Here is an 18,345-nt window from a genome sequence, read left to right as displayed (position 1 = left end):
AATTTGTGTCGTCATCAGATTCGCCCGTAGGAAAGGGAACGCTTCCGAAAGCGATTCGCGGTCGAGAGGGACAGCTGGAACCGTTCGAATGGTACGCCGAAATGCGACGCGACTCCCCCGTTCACTTCAACGAAGAGCGACGGCGGTGGGACCTCTTCCGATACGAAGAGATCGACCGCATACTCGGCGACCACGAGACGTTTACCTCGGATCGAGGTGTGCTCGCGGACGACCCCGCGCGCGCCTCGACGAGGGCTGGTCGATACTACAGACGATGATCAGCGTGGACCCGCCCGAACACGAGCGACTGCGAGGGTTCGTCAGCGAACGATTTCAGCCGGGAACGTTGCGGGAGTATCGACCGCGAATAGAGGAACTGACCGAGGAGTTGCTGGACGACATCGAGGGCGACGACCGATTCGATTTCGTCGATAGCTTCGCCGTCCCCCTGCCCGTCATCGTCATCGCCGAACTGCTCGGCATCCCGTCCGACCGACGCGACCAGTTCAAGGAGTGGTCGGATGCGCTCGTCGCACGTTCCACGGACGGCACCGACATCGACCGAATCAGACGGGAGCGTCGGCAGGCACAGGAAGAGATGGGTCGGTATTTCGCGGAGTTGCTGGAGGAGCGCCGAGGGGGCGACGGTGACGACCTCATCACCCTCGCAGCGACGACAGAGGAACTGACCCAGAAAGAACGGGTCGGGTTCTGCATGTTGTTGCTTCTCGCGGGCAACATCACGACGACGAACCTCCTCACGAACGCCATCTGGTGTTTGGAAGAGGAAGGGATGATGGATGCGGTCCGAACGGGGGAGATAGACTGCAAGAAGGTGATAGAGGAAGTACTCCGCTATCGGTCGCCGATCCAATCGCTGGACCGAATCGCCCTGAAGGACGTGGAACTGAACGGACAACAGATTCAGGCCGGAGACGTCGTCACGGGATGGTTAGGTGCCGCGAACCGCGACCCGGAACTGTTCGATGACCCCGAGGAGTTCCGCCCGGAGCGACGGCCGAATCGGCACATCGCGTTCGGAAAAGGGGTTCACTACTGTCTGGGCGCGCCGCTCGCTCGACTGGAGGCGGACATCGCGCTCGAAGCGCTTCTCGACCGATTCGAAACGGTCGAAGCCGATTTGACGGACTTGCAACCGTTGAGCGGCCTGTACGGTCTCGAATCGCTCCCGTGCTACTGCGAGAAATAGTCGTAGGGGGGCTACCGGCAGGGAATACGGCACCTGCCTCGAACACGGTGTACCGATTCCACCGATCGTTCACGTTTTATCCGCGGTACTATTCCGCATCGTCGTCCGAATTTCGTGCCGAGCGTCCGAGGTGGCGTTCGACGCGCTCGACTTTCTCGCTCACGTCGAGCGTCTCCTCGCGGAAGTGGTCGATTTTGAGCGTCGTCAGTGTCCGTGACGCATCGACCGCCTCGGTGGCCGCCTGTGCGGCGGCGAACACTTCCGAGAGTTCGTCGGCTTGAATCGTCGTCTCCATCGGATGTGTCTCGTACTGAACGTCGAACTCCTCCAGTGCGTCTATCGCGTTCGCGATTTCCGCGTCGAAATCGGCGTTCAAATCGTCGAGCGGTGCGACAACGAGCATGGCCGTGACGGTCATGCCTCGACGTTCGTATTCCCGGACGATATAACCGGGTGGTCGGAGGATAGTCGGTGGATGGATGATGGATGGTGGAAGGTGAATAGTCGGTGGATAATCGATGATATTGATGGATGGATAATGAAAGGTATCCCGTCGTTACCACTGCGAGTTCCCGCTCGACATAAAATTCAGAGAACCGGCCGGTTTATCAACATCGGCAAAAACCACTATTAACCCGTGGTGTGAAGGAGCATAGCATGCCATCGGATTTCGGAGCGTTATCACTGGTACCACCCGTTTTGGCCATCGTGCTCGCCGTTATCACGCGCCGGGCGATGCTGTCGCTCTTCATCGGCGTCTGGACGGGCGGCATCATCTACAGCGGAAACGTCGGCATCGCGAAGACGTTCGATTGGATAATCAACTCCATCGGGAACAGCACGTTCAACGCGAAGATTCTCGTCTTTACTATGCTTTTAGGGGCCGGAATCGCGCTCATCTGGCGGTTAGGTGGCGCGATGGCGATAACGCGGTTCGCCACGAGGCGGATCGACTCCCATCGAAAGGTCGGGGTCGTGGGGTGGCTGCTCGGCCTCATCTGGAACTTCGACGACTACGCCAACAACGCCATCGTCGGCAGTTCGCTGAAGAGCATCGCCGACGAGAAGCGAATGTCGCGCGAGAAGTTAGCCTACATCCTCGATTCGACGGCCGCGCCGATGGCGACCATCGGCATCTCCAGTTGGGTCGCGTTCGAAATAGGATTGATAGCGGATCAGTACAAAAAGCTCGGAATCGCCGAACAGACCCCCACCGCGACCGCGACGTTTCTCCACAGCGTTCCGTACAACATGTACTCCATACTGGCGCTGGCGATGGTCGGCATCATCGTCATCAGCGGCCGGGATTTCGGCGAGATGCTGGACGCCGAAAACCGCGCACAGCGGACCGGCAACGTCATCCGCGACGACGCGAACCCGCTTCAGAACATCAAGGATGATCTGGGCAAACCGCTGGACGACGATGCTCCCCTTCGGACGTTCGTCCTTCCCGTCTTCGCGCTCGTCGCCGTCTCGTCGGTGGCGCGGTGATGATGGGATACAGTCCCGGTCGGTCGACGATAGAGATGGTCAACAACACGAACATCGCCACCGCACTCGTCTGGGGGTCGTTCGCCATGGTCGCCACGGCCATCGCGCTGGCGCTCGGGGAGGGAATCATGACGCTCGACCAGACGATGGACACCATCCTCGACGGGTTCGGAACGATGCTTCCGGCGGTCAGTATCCTCGTGTTGGCGTGGTCCATCGGATCGGTGGCGTCGGCGCTCGGGACCGGCCAGTACGTCACGCAGTACGCATCGGGAACGGTTTCGCCGACGGTGCTCCCCGTCGTCATCTTCCTCATCTCCGCCGTCATCTCCCTCGCCATCGGCACCTCGTGGGGGACGATGTCCATCATGACTCCCATCGTGATTCCGCTGGCGTGGAATATCGGTGGCCATTCCCCCGGATTCATCGCCGTCTCGGTCGGCGCGATGTTTAGCGGAGCCATCTTCGGGGACAACTGCTCGCCCATCTCGGACACGACCGTCCTCGCATCGACGTTCGCCGGATCGGATCACATCGATCACGTTCGAACGCAGATGTACTACGCGTTCACCGTCCTCACGGCGACGGCGTTCCTATACCTGCTGTACGGACTCACGAACGTCGGCCCGCTCGTTCTGCTCCCCATCGGCCTCGTGACGCTGATCGCACTGGTGTACGCGTTCTCCGGTTTGGACGCTCGGCGCAAGGACATCTCCCCGAAACCGGCATCGAGTCAGTCGCCGAATCGGTCCGTTACCAGCGACGACTGACCCGACGACTGGACGCAGTACCGGAAATCACCACGGGTTCGAAACCCGAACCCATCCGCCTCGCCGTTACCCCCATAATTTTGCTGTCGCACACGAACCAACAAACGATGACAGGGAAGAATATCGGCTTCATCGGACTCGGAATCATGGGGAAACCAATGGCGAAGAACCTCATCGACGCGGGATACGACGTCGTCGGGTACAATCGCTCACAGGAACCGGTTGACGAACTCGTCGAGTACGGCGGTGCGGCGGGCGATTCCCCGCGCGATGTCGCGGAGCGGGTCGACGTCGTCATCACGTGTCTGCCGGATTCGGCGGTCGTCGAGAAAATCGTCCGGAGCGACGACGGAATCCTCGCGGGTGTGAGCGAGGGCATGACGGTCATCGACATGTCCACGATTTCGCCGACGACGACCGAAGAACTCGCCGCGGACATCGCCGAGAAGGGCGCGAGCATGCTCGACGCGCCGATCAGCGGCGGCGAAATCGGCGCGTAGAGGAACGCTCTCCATCATGGCGGGCGGCGACGAGGCGGTGTTCGACGAGCAGATGGACCTCTTCGAAGTCATGGGCGAGACGGTTACCCACTGCGGGCCGAACGGCGCGGGTCAGACGACGAAGGCGTGCAATCAGATCGTCGTCTCGGCACAGATGGTCGGCGTCAGCGAAGCCCTCGTCTTCGCGGAAAAAGCGGGTGCGGATCTCGAAGCCGTGATCGACGCGATCAGCGGCGGTGCCGCGGGGTGTTGGACGCTCGACAACCGCGCGCCACAAATGATCGAGGGGGACTTCGATCCCGGCTTTTTCGCCTCGTATCAGTACAAAGACCTCCGAATCGCAACCGACGCCGGTGAGGAGTTCGGCGTCCCGCTCCCACAGACGTCGGTCGCACACGAACTGTACAAATCGATGGAGACCACGGGACGCGGCCGTGACGACAACTCCGGCGTGATGCAGGTCATCGAGGACCTCGCGGGAACGGAAGCGCGCATCGACGACTAACTGTCTCATCGAAAAACAGCCTCATCGAAAAACAGCGAACCGTATCGACGATTTTTCCCTCGATTAGCCGGTTATAATCGCGTTAGCGATGTCGATGGGAGTTGGGTGGTTACTTCGAGGGGAAGACGCTATCCGGTTTTCGACCGTCGAACGGCCCGACCTCCTCTCCGTCCGTGGCGTACTGATAGAGGGCGGTTCGTGCGATCATGCCGACGACCTGTGAGATGACCATCGAAGCGACGAGCAACACGAAGCCGACGGTTCCGAGGGCGTACGCCACGAGTCCGGCGGCGACGAAATACGCCCAGCCGAGACAGACGAGTCCGACCAGTGCGACCGGAAGGAACACGAGCGAAACGCCCAGCGACGCGCTGACGCTCTCGCCCCACGTGTCGCGGAACGCGGCCCCACTTTGGCGTAACATCGGACGAAGGGCGTCCGTGTCTTCGAGCACGATGACGGGGACGACGAAGAACGTCAGCAACGACCACGCGAGGTCGAAGAGCAATCGTGCGAGGCTCCCGAGGGGGCCGAGCTTGTCGTCGATGATGTACAGCACGGTCCCGAGCGTCGCCGCGGCCACCGACCACAGGGCGATCCGCCGTCGAACTCGCCACGCGGCGGCGAGCCCTTCGCGGGCGGACGTTTCCTCGCCGTCGAAGTATTTCGCCGCACAGTGGACGACGGCGGCGTTGAAGAACACGCCGACGCTCGACGAGACGGCCAACCCGACGAACACGCCCACGTACTGAAGGAAGTCGCTTCCGAGCACGTCGCCGAGGACGCCGTAGTAGAGCAACACCCCGGCCACGGCGGCGAACGCGCTCCCGACCGAAAGAAGGCTCAGGAGCGGAAGGATCGCGAGGGAGGGATTGTCCCGGAAGACGTCGACACTGTCGTCAACGATGGAAAGTCCGCGTCGAAATCGTCCAGCCATACGATAACTATTGTGTCGAGAGAATATAAGCTTTGTAGACACGATGGAGACACGTCTCGGCGACGTGTTCGTTTTCATCTTCGTCGTCGCTTTCCGGTCGGGTGACGACGTAGCTTGAAGATGCTCCCGGTTGTACCGGCTCACATGCAGATTGCGCTCATCGCACACGACGAGAAGAAACCGGAGATGGTGGAGTTCGTCCGGCGGAACATCGACCAGCTTTCGACCGCCGACTGCATCTCGACCGGGACGACCGGCCAACGAATCAACGAGGAAACCGACCTCGTCGTCGAACCGAAGGAGTCCGGACCGCTCGGCGGGGACATGATGATCGGAGCCGCGGTCGCCGCCGGAAACTGTCACGCCGTGATATTCCTCCGGGATCCGTTGACCGCACAGCCGCACGAGCCGGACATCAACGCACTCCTGCGAGTGTGCGACGTTCATGACGTTCCCCTCGCGACCAATCTCGCGAGCGCGAACGCCATCATCGACGAACTGGTCGCATGAGGCCGGTCGTTCCTGGCGGGAAACGATAGGGATTGACGTTCAGTAGAGCCGCGTGTAGGTTTCCACGTCCCAATCGGTGACCGCGGTCGCCGCATCGGTCCACGTCGCGCGCTTCACCGCGACGTACGTCCGATGGAGGTCGTCGCCCATCGCGTCCGAAAGGACTGTGTCGGCTTCGAGTTCGTCGATGGCCTCGCCGAGCGACTGCGGGAGCCGTTCGATACCGCGACGTTCCCGCTCCGATTCGGAGAGGCTCCCCGGATCGACGTCGAGCGGTTCTCCCGGGTCGAGGCCGCGCTCGATGCCGTCCCGCCCCGCGGCCAGGACGCCGAGGAGCGCGAGGTACGGGTTCGCGGTGTTGTCGGCGGCTTTCAGTTCCAGACGAGTCGTGGCCGCGGCGTTCTCCCACTGTGCGGACGGAATGCGCACCATCGCTTCCCGATTGTCGAGCCCCCACGCCGTGTACGCCGACGCCCACGAACCCGGTTGCAGTCGTTTGTACGAGACGACCGAGGGTGCCGTCAGCGCGACGAGCGCCCTCGCGTGGGCGAGCACGCCACCGACGAACCGCTTACACGTCTCCGAAATCCCGTACGGCGACTCGTCGTCCGGGTCGTGAACGTTTTTTCCTCCCCGTTCCAGAGGGAGAGGTGGAGATGGCACCCGCTACCCGCGTGGTCGGGAAACGGTTTCGGGGAGAACGTGGCTCTGGTATCGTGGTTTTCCGCCACCGCTTTCACCGTCTGTTTGTAGAACGCGTGGTCGTCCGCCGGGGTGAGGCCGTCGCCGGGTTCGATAGCGATCTCCTGCTGACCGGGGCTGTACTCGGGGTAGTACGTCGCCATCTCGATCCCCTGGGCCGCGAGATCGTCGACGATTTCGAGGACGACGTCGTGGGCGCTCTGAATCCCGTCCGCCGTGTAACAGCCGCTTCGGTCGAACGGTTCGATTCCCGCCGCCGTTTCCCGGACGAGATACCACTCGGGTTCGAACGCGGCGCGCGACCGATATTCGAATTCGTCGAGAAAGCTGCGAAGCCGTGACCGGGGATCGATCTCCCACGGCGTCCGGTCGAGTCGATGGATGTCACACATCATCGCCGCGGCGCGTTCGGCGTACGGGAGGGTTCGAAAGGTGTCGGGATCCGGGACGAGTCTGACCTCCCCGACGCGTCCCAGCGGCGCATCCTCGGTGGGGTAATCGAGGTCGGTGAACGCCTGTTGGGCCTGCGCGATGTTCGCGCCGGAGACGAAAACGTCCTCGACGTTCGCCGCGTTGACGACCCGCCCCCGTTCGACGCCCGCGTTGTCGACCCAAAGCAGTCGGACGAGTTCCACGTCATCACCCGCACAGATGTCGATGACCGCCGATTCGGTGGGCATGATCCATACACTCTACCACGGCAACACACGTCATGGTTTCTACCAGTCGTGAGGGCAGTCGGTCGAGCGTGGAAGCACCGATGCCGTCAGCGACGGTGGCGTTTACCGATGCCGTCAACGACAGTGGCGTTTCCGGAGGCAACGGCCTTGTATCGCGGGGTGGATGAGTTCCCATGGACCTCCGGGAGCAAATCGAGGGCATCGCGCTCGTCGACAACCACGCCCACCCCGTCGAACCGCTGTCCGCGGAGACAGTTCGGGAATCGTTCGCGGGGTACTTCACCGAGGGCGACCTCTCGCCGAGACACGCCCGACAGACGCTCAACTATCGGGCCGCTCTCGACCTTTTGGATGAACGGTTCGAGGGTAAGACCGAAGACGAACTGCTCTCCCGACGTGCCGCCGTCGACCTCGAATCGTACAGCCGCGACCTCATCGACGGAACGAACACCGAGAAAATCCTCGTCGATGACGGGTTTCCCGACACGTCGCCGGACGACTTCCGCACGTACACGACCGCGGCGGTCCACCCGCTCCTGCGAATCGAACCCGTATTGGAGGAGCTACTGGATCGACACGACTCGTTCGCGGGCGTCGAGCGTGCGTTCGAGGACGCGATAGACGACGCGCTCGCCGACGATTACGTCGGATTGAAGACCATCGTCGCGTACCGAAGCGGCTTGGCGGTCGGGAATCCGGACCGTAGCGAAGCCAGCACGGCGTTTTCGGCGGTCAAAAACGGCTGGTCGGGACGGATTTCGGATCCGACGGTGCTCGACTATTTCGTCCACCGGGCGAGTGCGCTTGCGGCGGAGCGGGCGGTTCCGATACAGTTCCACACCGGATTCGGCGATTCGGATGCGCATCCGCGACGGGTCGATCCGACGCACCTCTCCGATTTCATCGTCCAGCATCCGTCGACGAAAGTCGTCCTTCTGCACGCGGGCTACCCCTACGTCCGCGAATCCGGATACGTCGCATCGACGTTCGACAACGTTTATCTCGACCTCTCGCTCGCCATCCCGTTCGTGCAGCACGGCTGTGAGCGGGTCATCGAATCGGCGTTCGAACTGGTGCCGACGACGAAGGTGCTGTACGGTAGCGACGCCTGCTCGGTACCCGAACGATACGTCCTCGCCGAACGACGAACGCGGGATGCGCTCGCGACGGTTCTCGAAAATCTAGTCGCCGACGGGTTCGTGAACGAAGCGTACGCCGCGACGGTCGCTCGGAACGTTCTTCGGGGGAACGCGGAACGGTTGTACGACCTCTGATTCGGCCTCATCACCACTCATCACTACCCATCATCACGTGCTAATCGCCGACGGGACGCTGAATAGGTCGAAAGTAGACGCGGATGTGGATTACTACAATGAGATTTTTAGCTTCCGGAACGCGTTTTACTGTTCCGGTCTTTGGTAAAGATACGCTCTCACAAACCCGGCACGGACCGCCTGTCCGGCGCCATCACCGGCATTGCACCCGTGCCGATTGTGAGGGCACCCCGCTTTCCTTACCACTTCCACCGTACCCAGTGGCTACGGTACTGATAACGGTTCGTCAACGATTGGTAGCTCTTCGTCGGGCGGGAGAGCTTTGCTGGAGGAAGGAGTAGTGGTTTGGGATGGCACACACGAAAGTCAACTATCGAGACGTGGAATCGGTGGGCGACGGAATGCACTTCCTCCGGGACCCGCTCGGCTGCGAGAAGTTCGGCATGACTGTCCTCGAATGTGAGCCGGGGTGGACCGGAAAGGAGCACGCTCACGTCGACCGCGAGCACGAGGAAGTGTACCTCCTGTTGGACGGGAAAGCGACCGTGACCATCGATGGCGAGGACGTGACGATGGAAAGCGGCGACGCGCTACGGGTACCACCGGAGGCGACCCGCCAGATACACAACGGCGACACCGAGTCCAAGTTCGTCCTCGCCGGAGCACCGTAAAAAACACGTAACCAAATCCGTCTTCGGCTCGTTTTTGGGACGGATGCAGATCAGAGCTATATTAGATAGCCACCTATTGCACCTCTTGTTGAAATTGTACCTATTGTGAGTATCACACCTATTTTATCAACCCCACCTATTCTTTCTATTGTGGGTTTTGAAGGCCTGTTCCGTCGAATTTCAAAGGTCGTCGCGGTCAAGCGCGAACCGAACCCGCGCGTTCGTCGGCTTTCCGAGCGTCAGTTCGACGCAGTTTTCGGTGAGGATTCGACCGCCTTCGACGGGAACCCCCCACGTGCCGAATCGGAGGTACCCACGAATCGCGTCGGCGTGCGTGTAGAGGTCCAGATATCGTATCTCGTGTTCCGGAAATTCTCTGGCCGAGTGTGCCTGTTCCATGTCGGAGTAAATCGTATCGACGCCGTCGAAGAACGCTTCCAGACGGTCGGCGTCCTCTCGGGTCGTCTCGACGATAGTGTCGGCGACGGCCGCGATTTCGGAAGTCGATAGTCCACCGGTTTCACGGAGGGCGTCTTGGGTTCGCTGATCGAAGTGCATACGTCTCCCGTAGGAAGTCACGGCTGAAAAATCCGGTCTCTCGTCCCCCGTCCCCGCGGGCGGAAACGTTCGTACGTCGGTCGCACGGGCTACGCGTCCGACGCTTTAGATCGGGTCCGTGCCGGAGTTCAGCGCCTTCAGCACGATTGCGGGGTCGCGGTTCAGCGAGTGCACCCGATAGCTCCCTTTTTCGTAGCCGCCGCCGGTGTGACGGCTTTCCGTGATGCCGAGGAACGACTGCTCTTTCAGCAGTCGGGAGACCCGATCCCACGAAATCGGGGCGGAACCCTCGTTCTTACAGACGGTCTTGTACGCGGAGTAGATGTCCTGTTTGGCGAACTCCTCTTCCTCGCGGTTCATCGTCAGCGATGCGAGCGCGACGAGGATGTGTTTCACGTGCGGGGTGCTTCCGGACACCAGTTCGGCGAACCGGTCCGCCTCGGCGCGCTCCATCGCGCTGTCGATATGCTCGCCCAGCACTTCCGACGTGCCCGACTCCTCGGCGATCGCGCCAGCATAGCGGAGGATGTCGATCGCTTTCCGAGCGTCGCCGTGTTCCCGCGCAGCGAGGGCGGCAACCTTCGGGATCACGTCCTCGGACAGCACGTCTTCGTAGAACGCGTCGCGGCGATTTTCGAGGATGTGGCGGAGTTGGTTCGCATCGTACGGATGAAAGACGAATTCGCGGTCCTGCAGCGACGAATCGACGCGTTCGCCGATGGTCTCACGGTACTGAATCTTGTTGCTGATGGCGATGATGCCGACGTAGGAGTTCGTCTTCCCCGTCTCTTCCGCTCGGGAGAGCGTCATGAGGATGTCGTCGTCGCCACCGAGTTTGTCCACCTCGTCGAGGATGACGATGAGCGAGCGAACCTCGTGTTCGTCGAGCATATCCCACAGGTGACGGAAGTACTCGGCGGCGCCGATCCCTTTGCGAGGGATATCGAAGTCGGGCGCGAGCGTATCACGGACCCCGAGTGCGAGTTCCCGTGCGGCACGGGTTTCCGTATCGTCGTTCGAGCAATCGATGTACTGATAGATGAGATTGACGTCGTTGCGGTGTGCCCTGTCCCGAGCCTCGCGAGCCATGTGTTTCGAGACGAGCGACTTCCCAGTTCCAGTTTTTCCGTACAACAACAGATTCCGTGGGGGTCCGCCACGGACGGCGGGGCCGAGTGCTTTCCCGACCGCTCGAATCTCGTCGTCACGCCCGATGATTCGGTCCCGGTCCGGAACGTAGCCGACTCGTAATAGCTCCTCGCGTGCGAAGATATCACCGACAGCGAAGGGGTCGCCAAAGTCGTCTTCGTTGGTGGAATTGGGACGGCTGGATTCGTCGAATCCGTTATCGGCGTCGTCGTTCTCGTTGTGAGCGTCGTTCTCGTCGTGAGCGTCGAGAACGTTGTTATTGTCGAACCCGTAGTCGTCCTCATCGTGACTGTCGTCGTTGCCGTTGTCGTCGTTGCTGTTGTCGCCGTTGTCGTGGTCGTACCGCTTCGATGACGCCGATTCGCCGCCGAAATCCCGTAGGTCACCCTCCCTATCGGCGTCGGGAGAGTCCGATTCGCCGTCCAAGCCCTCGTCCTTCTCCGCGTCGGTCATTACGTTATGTGACCGAGTGGCATAAAGATAAAACTACCGACCTCGAACCGAGTGAATTGTGTGAAATCCTCGTTTATCCGGAACGAGAACGTGTTTTCAGGGATCGTAATCGTATAGCCCCCCACCCCTCATACCGAGTGAAATGGGGTTCGGAGGGGTGGAGGGGAATGACGGTTGCACGGGGAGAAGTATATAAAAGACAGACGGTGATGACATCGTCTCATTGTAAATCGTTATTAGAACACTTCTTCTAGTTGTTTAGGGAGTAAGCTAGTTGTGTTGTTTACCTATATAGTAAAATATATAATATACGCGAAAGAGGAGCGGGAAAGACGCCGCTAGAGAACCGTTCTCGCTCTCCGTTTTCACATTGTCTCCGTGCCGTTCACCGTCGTTTTTCACTCGGTTCGAGGGGTGTCCGCCGCTTGTCAGCCAAACGTCTGACGTCATTCGAGGGGGGTACCCCTTCGAACCATTTCACTCGGTTTGAGGGGTGGGGGTGCTCGTTCTTCCCATTCGTTCATGTATTTCCGAATTCACTCGGTGTCCGGTGTCCCCCCGTTGTCTGCCATTCACTCGGTTTGAGGGGTGGGGGCTGACCGATTTGGCCGAGTCTACCCTGCCGATTTTTCATCCGCCACGACGTGCTATAGACCATGCCAACCGATCTACTGTTGCCCCAGGTGACTACCCTCGATCACACCGAATTGAGCGTCCGTGCCGAGACGCTCGGCTACGACGGCCTCTGGCTCGGCGAACTCTGGGGAACGAGTTCGGTCGTCCAACTCACCGACATCGCAGCCCACACCGACACCGTCGTGCTTGGAACGGCGATCGTCAACGTCTTCTCGCGGACGCCCGCCGTACTGGCGATGACCGCGGCGACGCTCGACGAAGTCTCCGACGGTCGATTCCGACTCGGCGTCGGGACGTCGACGAAGAAAGCCATCGAGGACCTTCACGGGATGAAATGGGACGATCCCAATCCGGTTCGGCGGGCGCACGAAACCATCGAACTGACCTCGAAATTCCTCGGGGAGGACGGCCGTGTCGAATACGACGGGGAAATATTCACCGTTCGGGATTTCCCATCACTGGACGCCGACGTCCCCATCTACCACGCCGCGCTCGGGCGGGCGAACCGTCGGGTCGTCGCACGGCTCTGTGACGGCTGGATTCCACACAACATCCCGTTTCCGGATCTCGATGAGGCGTTCTCGTACATCGCCGATCAAGCCGAGGCGGCCGGTCGTGACGACGCCATCGACGTTGCACCGTACGTCCCCGCCGCCGTCAGCGACGACGTTGCTGCCGCCAAGGACGCCATTCGGGGTCACGTCGCCTACTACGTCGGCAACGGTCGCGGCTACGAGCAGGCGGTCGCCCAGCGGTTCCCGACGGACGCTACGGCGGTCGCCGAGGCGTGGCGGAACGGTGACCGCGAGGCCGCCGCCGCGAACGTCACCGACGAAATGGTCAAGGCGCTCGGCGTCGCGGGAACGCCGGAACGGGCCCGGGAGCAGTTCCGAGCGGTCAGCGAAATCGACTGCATCACGCGACCGATAGTGACGATTCCGAGCAACGCCGACGAAGGAATGGTCGAACGGACCATCGACGCCTTGGCACCGTCGAGCTACTGACGTTCCGTACCGCGGAGACGTTCGGTTGTCCGAGGTACGAACCGGGTTGCTATTTCGCCGATCTGGATTTTCGGCACGGAGATGGAAATCGGGTTGCTACCGGGACAAATGGTACCGAGTCCGCCGATTGAAATCGGACAACTGCGGCTGTTGGTAGTATATAAATCATATGTTGCGATACAAAGACCACCCTTCGGGGGAAAAGATACGAATATAAGGGATATCGCAGCCGCCCTCGAATCGTTTCGGGCGAGTCACTAAGGAGTGGTGTTCTTCAGAGCGGAAACGAACAGGGCCAACTAACCGATGCAGACAGTACCGAATCTCCCCGCCTCGTTTCTACGACGGTCATCGCCGGCAATTACACGATTATCGTTCTATTACACAGCTACTCTTGTAATAGATATCGCGGTAGCCGATGTGTGCAAGGTCGAGATGGTACAGTGATCCCTCGACTTTACAGCATATTGCCAAAATTATTTACCCACTCTTTCTGTCGTACGGGACGATGGCACAACTGGAGGACGTCTCGACGGCTGCGCTTCGGGAGGCGCTGCAGGACGCGGACGACGCCACCACCACGAAACGCATCATGGTCGCAATCGCGTACAAACAGGGCGTCTCACAGACGGAGTTGGCCGACTGGTACGGCCTCTCCCGCAAGACGGTTTATAACTGGCTGCAACGATTCGAGGAGGAACCCATTCGGAGCGCGGCCAGCGACAAGCCTCGTTCCGGTCGGCCGCCGAAGCTCGGGGGGGAAGACCGGGACGAACTCCTTCGGCTGCTACGGGACTCCCCCAAAGCAGCCGGTTACGACGCAGAGGAGTGGAACATCCCGCTCGTCCAGCGTCTCGTAGCGGAACAGTTCGACGTCGCGTATTCGCGCACCAGTGCGTATCGTATCCTGTCCTCTGTGTGTAATTAATTCTTGAACTCACATCGTAGTGAACTCTTCACCGGTGTCGGGAAGGTATTCCAGAACGCTTCGGTGAGCACCGACCTCACCCATCGCGTCGAGCACGGGGGTTCGATCACGGCCGGACCGGAAGAGAACCCTCGTCGAAGCGGTTATCGATCCGCTAGCAGCGCCTCGATTCGCTCCGTTCCGTCCTCGACGTAGCCGCCGTGGAAGCAGACCGCGTGGTCGATGTCGTGGGTCGCGATCGTTTCGACGCTCTCCCACGCCGTTTCCATCTCGGGGGTTGCGCCTTCGCGTGGGCCGACGAGTTCGCCCTCGGGCGCGTTGAGCGCGTCTGCCGTGATCAACAACTCCTCTTCGGGGAAGTAACAGGAGACGTGCCCCGGCGTGTGTCCGGGCGTGTGGATGATTTCCATCGGCCCGGCGTCGGTCGCGAACGCCTCGCCACCAGTAAGACGCACATCGATCGACGTCGGATCGATCGCCATCGGGCGTTCCTCGCTCGATTTCAGCAGTTCTTTTTCGCCCTCGATGTACGGCGCGTCCGCTTCGTGTGCGAACACGACGGCGTCGGTTCGTTCGACGACCGCCGCGAGGCAGCCAGCGTGGTCGATATCCTGATGCGTGAGGACGACCGCCCACGTGTCGTCGAGGTCCAGTCCTTCGCCATCGAGCACACCTGCGAGGTCGTCGATACCGTCGGGCATCCCGACGTCGAGGAGGAGGAGACCGCGCGGCGTCTCGACGGCCGTCGGGGTGAGCGTCATCTCTCGGTCGCCGAGCGAGACATCTATCGGAAGATCGTACACTCCGTTTGGAAGCGCCATACCCGTGATTGTCCAACAATCTGCTTGAATCCCATTGATTCCGGTCAGCGCTTCCCCTTTCCCGGTTCACGTTCGTCACCGCTCTCCGACATGGTCCTGCGTCACTCCGGACCACAGGTCGTGCAGTTCGGCAATTCCCGGAGAGCCGTCGGCGATCCAGACGCCGAGAGCGATTCCGGCGAGCGCGAACTGAAGGAGGACGAACGGGGTCAGGCCGAAGTTCGCGAAGTGAGCGGAGAAGCTCTTTGACGTCTCGTACGACGGGGGAGAAAGGACGGGCCACAGCAGGAAGCTCACGTCCGCGAGCCTCCCTTGCAGAAACGGATGCACGGAATCCATCGCGAGGTGACTCAAGTAGCCGATGGCGAACGCACCCAGCGGAATCCGCCTTTCGGATCGACGAACGCCGATCCACAGCAGTCCGAGGAGCAGTGTGGCTGTCAACAGGGAATGCGTTAACGTCCGTCCGGTTGGGAGTACGGAAAACGTCCACGCGAGCGGTTTGTCGACCAAATCCGGAAACTGCGTGCCGAACGCGACCGCGACCGTCCCGACTGCGGACGGTGAACGGTTCTCGGTTCGGCACCAGAACGAATACAGGAGATAGCCGACGGCGAGGTGTCCCCATGGCCACATGCTTTCCCCTTTCACGACGACCGTGTTAGGAACTTCGGCTTCCAACCGAACGTTCGGTGCGGTGCGACCGAGGGAGCGATATCGCCGACCATCGATAACCATCGGTGGCGTTGACTGGCGACGTCCACGACGATCGTATAAATTACACTATCTATCGAAGATGAACTATGTTCGACCGATACTTTGGTAAGCCAGCTTCCTGTGTTATTAGTAGATGTCAACTCGACGCCGCCAACGGTTCGTTCACGGGCAAATCGCGTGGATGCTCGTCTCCCTCCTCGGGTTGGCGGTGCTGCACGCCCTCTCGTTGGAGTTGTTTTTCGTCCTCTCGCTCATCGGATTGCTCGTCATCATCGAATTTACAGCACCGTTCAACGTAACGCCGACGTGGCGACGACGGCTGAAGTGGTTCATCCTCGTCGGACTCGCCATCTTCGTCGTCATCCTCGCCCGTCATGTCTTGGCGGTCCTTCCGTCGGGGGTATTCTAAGTGAAACGACCGTCCGATTACCCGATGCCGACGCGCGTCCTCGGTGCGTTCGCCCTCGTTGTCGTCGTCGGTCTGTTCGTCACGGCTTCCACGTCGACCGCCTCGTTCGGCGCGTACAATCACGCGTGGGACGGCACGAGCGACCTCCGCGGCGTCGCATCGGAGACGAGTGCGACCTCGCAAATTGCCCACGATACCGCCGCCTATTCGCGTGTGACTCCCAACGGCACCGTCGGAATCATCCTCTCGCCGGACGAGAACTACTCGGCTACCGACCGCGCTCGCCTTCGACGATTCGTGCGACAGGGCGGAACGCTGCTCGTCGCGGGTGATTACGGGGGACAGACGAACCGACTGCTCTCGGCGCTGGGAACCGACGCCCGCCTCGACGGCCGCCCGGTCCGCGACGACCAGCGACAGTACCGTTCCCCGGCGTTACCGGTTGCGAACAACGTGTCGAACCGCTCGCCCGTGGCGAACATCTCGGCGCTCTCGCTCAATCACGGTACCGTCGTTACCCCAGGAAACGCGACGGTGCTCGTCAGCACGTCCGAGTACGCCTATCTCGACGCGAACGGCAACCGGAAACTGGACGACGACGAGACGATTTCCTCGATGCTCGTCGCAACCGTCGAACGGGTCGGCGAGGGACGCGTGTTCGTCGTCAGCGACTCCAGCATCATGATCAACACGATGCTCGACCGGTCGGACAACCGGGCGTTCGTCCGTGCTATCCTCGACGGGAATCGGACTGTCCTGCTCGATTACTCACACACGGCCCGGCTCCCGCCGCTCGCGCTCGCCGTCTTGACGCTTCGGGAATCCGCGCTGTGGCAACTGTTCGTCGGGTGCGGGTGTCTCTCCTTCGTTCTCCTCTGGGCGCAGCGACCGGAGAGTGCGACTCGCCGATGGAACTCGCTCGTCGCTCGAATTTCCCCGTCCGACGCCCGAACGACGACGATGTCGCCGAACCGGTCGATCGATGCGAATCCATCGTTGTCCGAATCGGCGATGGTCGACTACCTACGGGAGCAACACCCGGACTGGGATACCGAACGTATCGAGCGTATCGTCGCGGCGTATCGTGAGGAACGGTCCGATTGATAGTCGATACTGCCGACGCGGACGATGTTCCGGACATCGCTGATACGAACGATGTGCCGGACACCGCTGATACGAACGATGTGCCGGACACCGCTGATACGAACGATGTTCCGATGCTTTCGGAAGAATCGGAAACCGCCCACTTCCGTTTATTATGACGGGCGGAATACACAGTTTCATATGATTCACGATGCTCGCGTCCTGCAACCACAGTTCGTTCCCGAAGAGGTCGAGCATCGAAACGAGGAAATCAACACGTTATCCAACACGCTCAAACCCATCATGGACGGGCAGAACGGCGAAACCTCGCTCCTGTTGGGTCCGTCGGGTGCGGGAAAGACCTGTATCGCCAAGTTCACCACCGACCGGTTGCGCGAGAACGTCCTCGACATCAACCGACAGTATGTCAACTGCTGGCAGGACTACACGCGGTTTCAGGTGCTCTATCGCATCCTCGAAGGCATCGGTCGTACCGTCAACATCCACCGTCGCTCGACGCCGAAGGACGAACTCCTCGACCGCCTCCAGCGGTACGACGGGCCGCAGTTCGTCGTCATCCTGGACGAAGTCGACCAACTCGAAGACAAGAGCGTTCTCTACGACCTGTATCGAATGCCGACGATTTCGATGGTACTCATCACGAATCACGAGGACGAACTGTTTTCGCACCTCGACGGTCGCTTGGCGAGTCGGCTTCGGACGTGCGTTCGCGTTCCGTTCGAGAAGTACCACCTCGACGAACTCGTCTCTATCCTCCGTGCCCGCGTCCAGTGGGGACTTTCGGAAGACGCAATCGGAAACCGCCAACTCGAACTGATCGCGGACGCGGCAGCGGGCGACGCACGGATCGCGATCGGGATCCTCAGGAATGCGGCACGTCGCGCCGAGCAGGGCGACGCCGACCACATCACTGGCGATATCGTCCGGGAAGCGATACCGGACGGACGCCACGAAGTCCGGCAGAAAACCATCGACCAACTCAACTCCCATCAGCGCGCCCTCTACGACATTTTGGACGAAACCGGCGAACTCGCGCCGGGCGACCTGTACGATGCGTACCGGGAGCGCGTCGAGAACCCGAAGACGAACCGAACGGTTCGAAACCACCTCTCGAAGATGGAACATTATCGGCTCGTCGTCGCCGAGGGGAAGAACCGAGCGCGGACCTATCGACTGCGCTGATATCGAGTTTCGGAAGCGTCGGAAACGACCCGGTCTTGCCTATGGTTCCGGCGGGTGATCGAGTAATTGTGATGACAGCACAGCACGCATCGACGGCTTCGCCCCTCGAAAATGGAATCGACGCCACGCGCTAC

18 protein-coding genes and 2 pseudogenes are annotated in these 18,345 nt (G+C 60.8%); 12 read left to right on the top strand and 8 right to left on the bottom strand.

Translation table 11 applies throughout. From position 1 onward, the window contains the following. Positions 1–5 precede the first annotated feature (5 nt). Together A4G99_RS27645 and A4G99_RS19155 are read left to right on the top strand one after the other, a co-directional pair. Positions 6–278 (top strand): hypothetical protein, encoded by a 273-nt coding sequence (locus tag A4G99_RS27645; protein ID WP_223302005.1) that lies wholly within the window; start codon positions 6–8, stop codon positions 276–278. Then, the gene (locus tag A4G99_RS19155) at positions 275–1,210 is read left to right on the top strand and encodes a cytochrome P450 (RefSeq protein WP_223302004.1); all 936 of its coding nucleotides are present in this window, start codon (positions 275–277) and stop codon (positions 1,208–1,210) included. The genes A4G99_RS27645 and A4G99_RS19155 overlap by 4 nt, the downstream gene beginning before the upstream one ends. An 88-nt stretch (positions 1,211–1,298) precedes the next feature. Here A4G99_RS19155 and A4G99_RS19150 read toward each other — a convergent pair whose 3' ends face one another. Then, the gene (locus A4G99_RS19150; RefSeq protein ID WP_066147186.1) at positions 1,299–1,628 is read right to left on the bottom strand and encodes a thiamine-binding protein; all 330 of its coding nucleotides are present in this window, start codon (positions 1,626–1,628) and stop codon (positions 1,299–1,301) included. A gap of 239 nt (positions 1,629–1,867) precedes the next feature. Between A4G99_RS19150 and A4G99_RS29955 the strand changes: the two are divergent. Further along, positions 1,868–3,471, top strand: a pseudogene (locus A4G99_RS29955) (Na+/H+ antiporter NhaC family protein). Between the two features lie 146 nt (positions 3,472–3,617). Then, positions 3,618–4,476: pseudogene (locus A4G99_RS29480) on the top strand (NAD(P)-dependent oxidoreductase). Positions 4,477–4,585: 109 nt separating this feature from the next. On the opposite strand, the gene A4G99_RS19135 reads toward A4G99_RS29480, so the two are convergent. Then, positions 4,586–5,413, bottom strand: coding sequence for a DUF6159 family protein (locus A4G99_RS19135; protein ID WP_066147184.1), 828 nt, complete (start codon positions 5,411–5,413; stop codon positions 4,586–4,588). 144 nt (positions 5,414–5,557) lie between these two features. Here A4G99_RS19135 and A4G99_RS19130 point away from each other — a divergent pair, with 144 nt between their 5' ends. Then, entirely contained in the window at positions 5,558–5,923 is a 366-nt protein-coding gene (locus A4G99_RS19130; RefSeq protein WP_066147181.1) for a methylglyoxal synthase, read from the top strand. Positions 5,924–5,962: 39 nt separating this feature from the next. Here A4G99_RS19130 and A4G99_RS28945 read toward each other — a convergent pair whose 3' ends face one another. Beyond that, complete coding sequence (locus tag A4G99_RS28945) at positions 5,963–6,511, bottom strand: glutamine synthetase (RefSeq protein ID WP_255359146.1); 549 nt, start codon at positions 6,509–6,511, stop codon at positions 5,963–5,965. Further along, positions 6,445–7,305: a hypothetical protein gene (locus tag A4G99_RS28940; protein ID WP_082837927.1), complete on the bottom strand. Its 861-nt coding sequence runs from the start codon at positions 7,303–7,305 to the stop codon at positions 6,445–6,447. Before A4G99_RS28940 ends, A4G99_RS28945 begins: the two co-directional genes overlap by 67 nt. A gap of 173 nt (positions 7,306–7,478) precedes the next feature. Here A4G99_RS28940 and A4G99_RS19120 point away from each other — a divergent pair, with 173 nt between their 5' ends. Together A4G99_RS19120 and A4G99_RS19115 are read left to right on the top strand one after the other, a co-directional pair. Beyond that, complete coding sequence (locus A4G99_RS19120) at positions 7,479–8,579, top strand: amidohydrolase family protein (protein ID WP_066147179.1); 1,101 nt, start codon at positions 7,479–7,481, stop codon at positions 8,577–8,579. A 350-nt stretch (positions 8,580–8,929) separates the two neighbouring features. After that, the gene (locus A4G99_RS19115; protein WP_066147177.1) at positions 8,930–9,250 is read left to right on the top strand and encodes a cupin domain-containing protein; all 321 of its coding nucleotides are present in this window, start codon (positions 8,930–8,932) and stop codon (positions 9,248–9,250) included. Positions 9,251–9,430: 180 nt separating this feature from the next. Here A4G99_RS19115 and A4G99_RS19110 read toward each other — a convergent pair whose 3' ends face one another. Beyond that, positions 9,431–9,808, bottom strand: a complete 378-nt coding sequence (locus A4G99_RS19110; protein ID WP_066147176.1) for a hypothetical protein — start codon at positions 9,806–9,808, stop codon at positions 9,431–9,433. Positions 9,809–9,913: 105 nt separating this feature from the next. Beyond that, positions 9,914–11,410, bottom strand: a complete 1,497-nt coding sequence (locus A4G99_RS19105) for a Cdc6/Cdc18 family protein (RefSeq protein ID WP_082837926.1) — start codon at positions 11,408–11,410, stop codon at positions 9,914–9,916. 656 nt (positions 11,411–12,066) lie between these two features. Between A4G99_RS19105 and A4G99_RS19100 the strand changes: the two genes are divergently transcribed. After that, positions 12,067–13,050 carry an LLM class flavin-dependent oxidoreductase gene (locus tag A4G99_RS19100; RefSeq protein WP_066147174.1) on the top strand — a complete coding sequence of 328 codons (984 nt, stop codon included), beginning with the start codon at positions 12,067–12,069 and terminating at the stop codon, positions 13,048–13,050. A gap of 508 nt (positions 13,051–13,558) precedes the next feature. After that, on the top strand, positions 13,559–13,978 hold the full coding sequence (locus A4G99_RS19095; protein ID WP_066147172.1) for a helix-turn-helix domain-containing protein: 420 nt from the start codon (positions 13,559–13,561) through the stop codon (positions 13,976–13,978). Positions 13,979–14,121: 143 nt separating this feature from the next. Here A4G99_RS19095 and A4G99_RS19090 read toward each other — a convergent pair whose 3' ends face one another. After that, positions 14,122–14,799: an MBL fold metallo-hydrolase gene (locus A4G99_RS19090; RefSeq protein ID WP_066147170.1), complete on the bottom strand. Its 678-nt coding sequence runs from the start codon at positions 14,797–14,799 to the stop codon at positions 14,122–14,124. Positions 14,800–14,874: 75 nt separating this feature from the next. After that, on the bottom strand, positions 14,875–15,537 hold the full coding sequence (locus A4G99_RS19085; RefSeq protein ID WP_223302002.1) for a metal-dependent hydrolase: 663 nt from the start codon (positions 15,535–15,537) through the stop codon (positions 14,875–14,877). A 112-nt stretch (positions 15,538–15,649) separates the two neighbouring features. On the opposite strand from A4G99_RS19085, the gene A4G99_RS19080 reads away from it, so the two are divergent. The 3 genes from A4G99_RS19080 to A4G99_RS19070 all read left to right on the top strand — a co-directional run bounded on the left by A4G99_RS19080 (position 15,650) and on the right by A4G99_RS19070 (position 18,211). Then, positions 15,650–15,925, top strand: coding sequence for a hypothetical protein (locus A4G99_RS19080; protein ID WP_066147168.1), 276 nt, complete (start codon positions 15,650–15,652; stop codon positions 15,923–15,925). 24 nt (positions 15,926–15,949) lie between these two features. After that, complete coding sequence (locus A4G99_RS19075; protein WP_223302001.1) at positions 15,950–17,029, top strand: DUF4350 domain-containing protein; 1,080 nt, start codon at positions 15,950–15,952, stop codon at positions 17,027–17,029. 180 nt (positions 17,030–17,209) lie between these two features. Next, complete coding sequence (locus A4G99_RS19070; protein WP_066147164.1) at positions 17,210–18,211, top strand: Cdc6/Cdc18 family protein; 1,002 nt, start codon at positions 17,210–17,212, stop codon at positions 18,209–18,211. Positions 18,212–18,345: the final 134 nt, after the last annotated feature.

Source organism: Haladaptatus sp. R4, assembly GCF_001625445.1.
Lineage (GTDB): Archaea > Halobacteriota > Halobacteria > Halobacteriales > Haladaptataceae > Haladaptatus.
The sequence above is the reverse complement of the archived record's forward strand: the minus strand, read 5'-3'. Positions and strand labels throughout refer to the sequence as shown.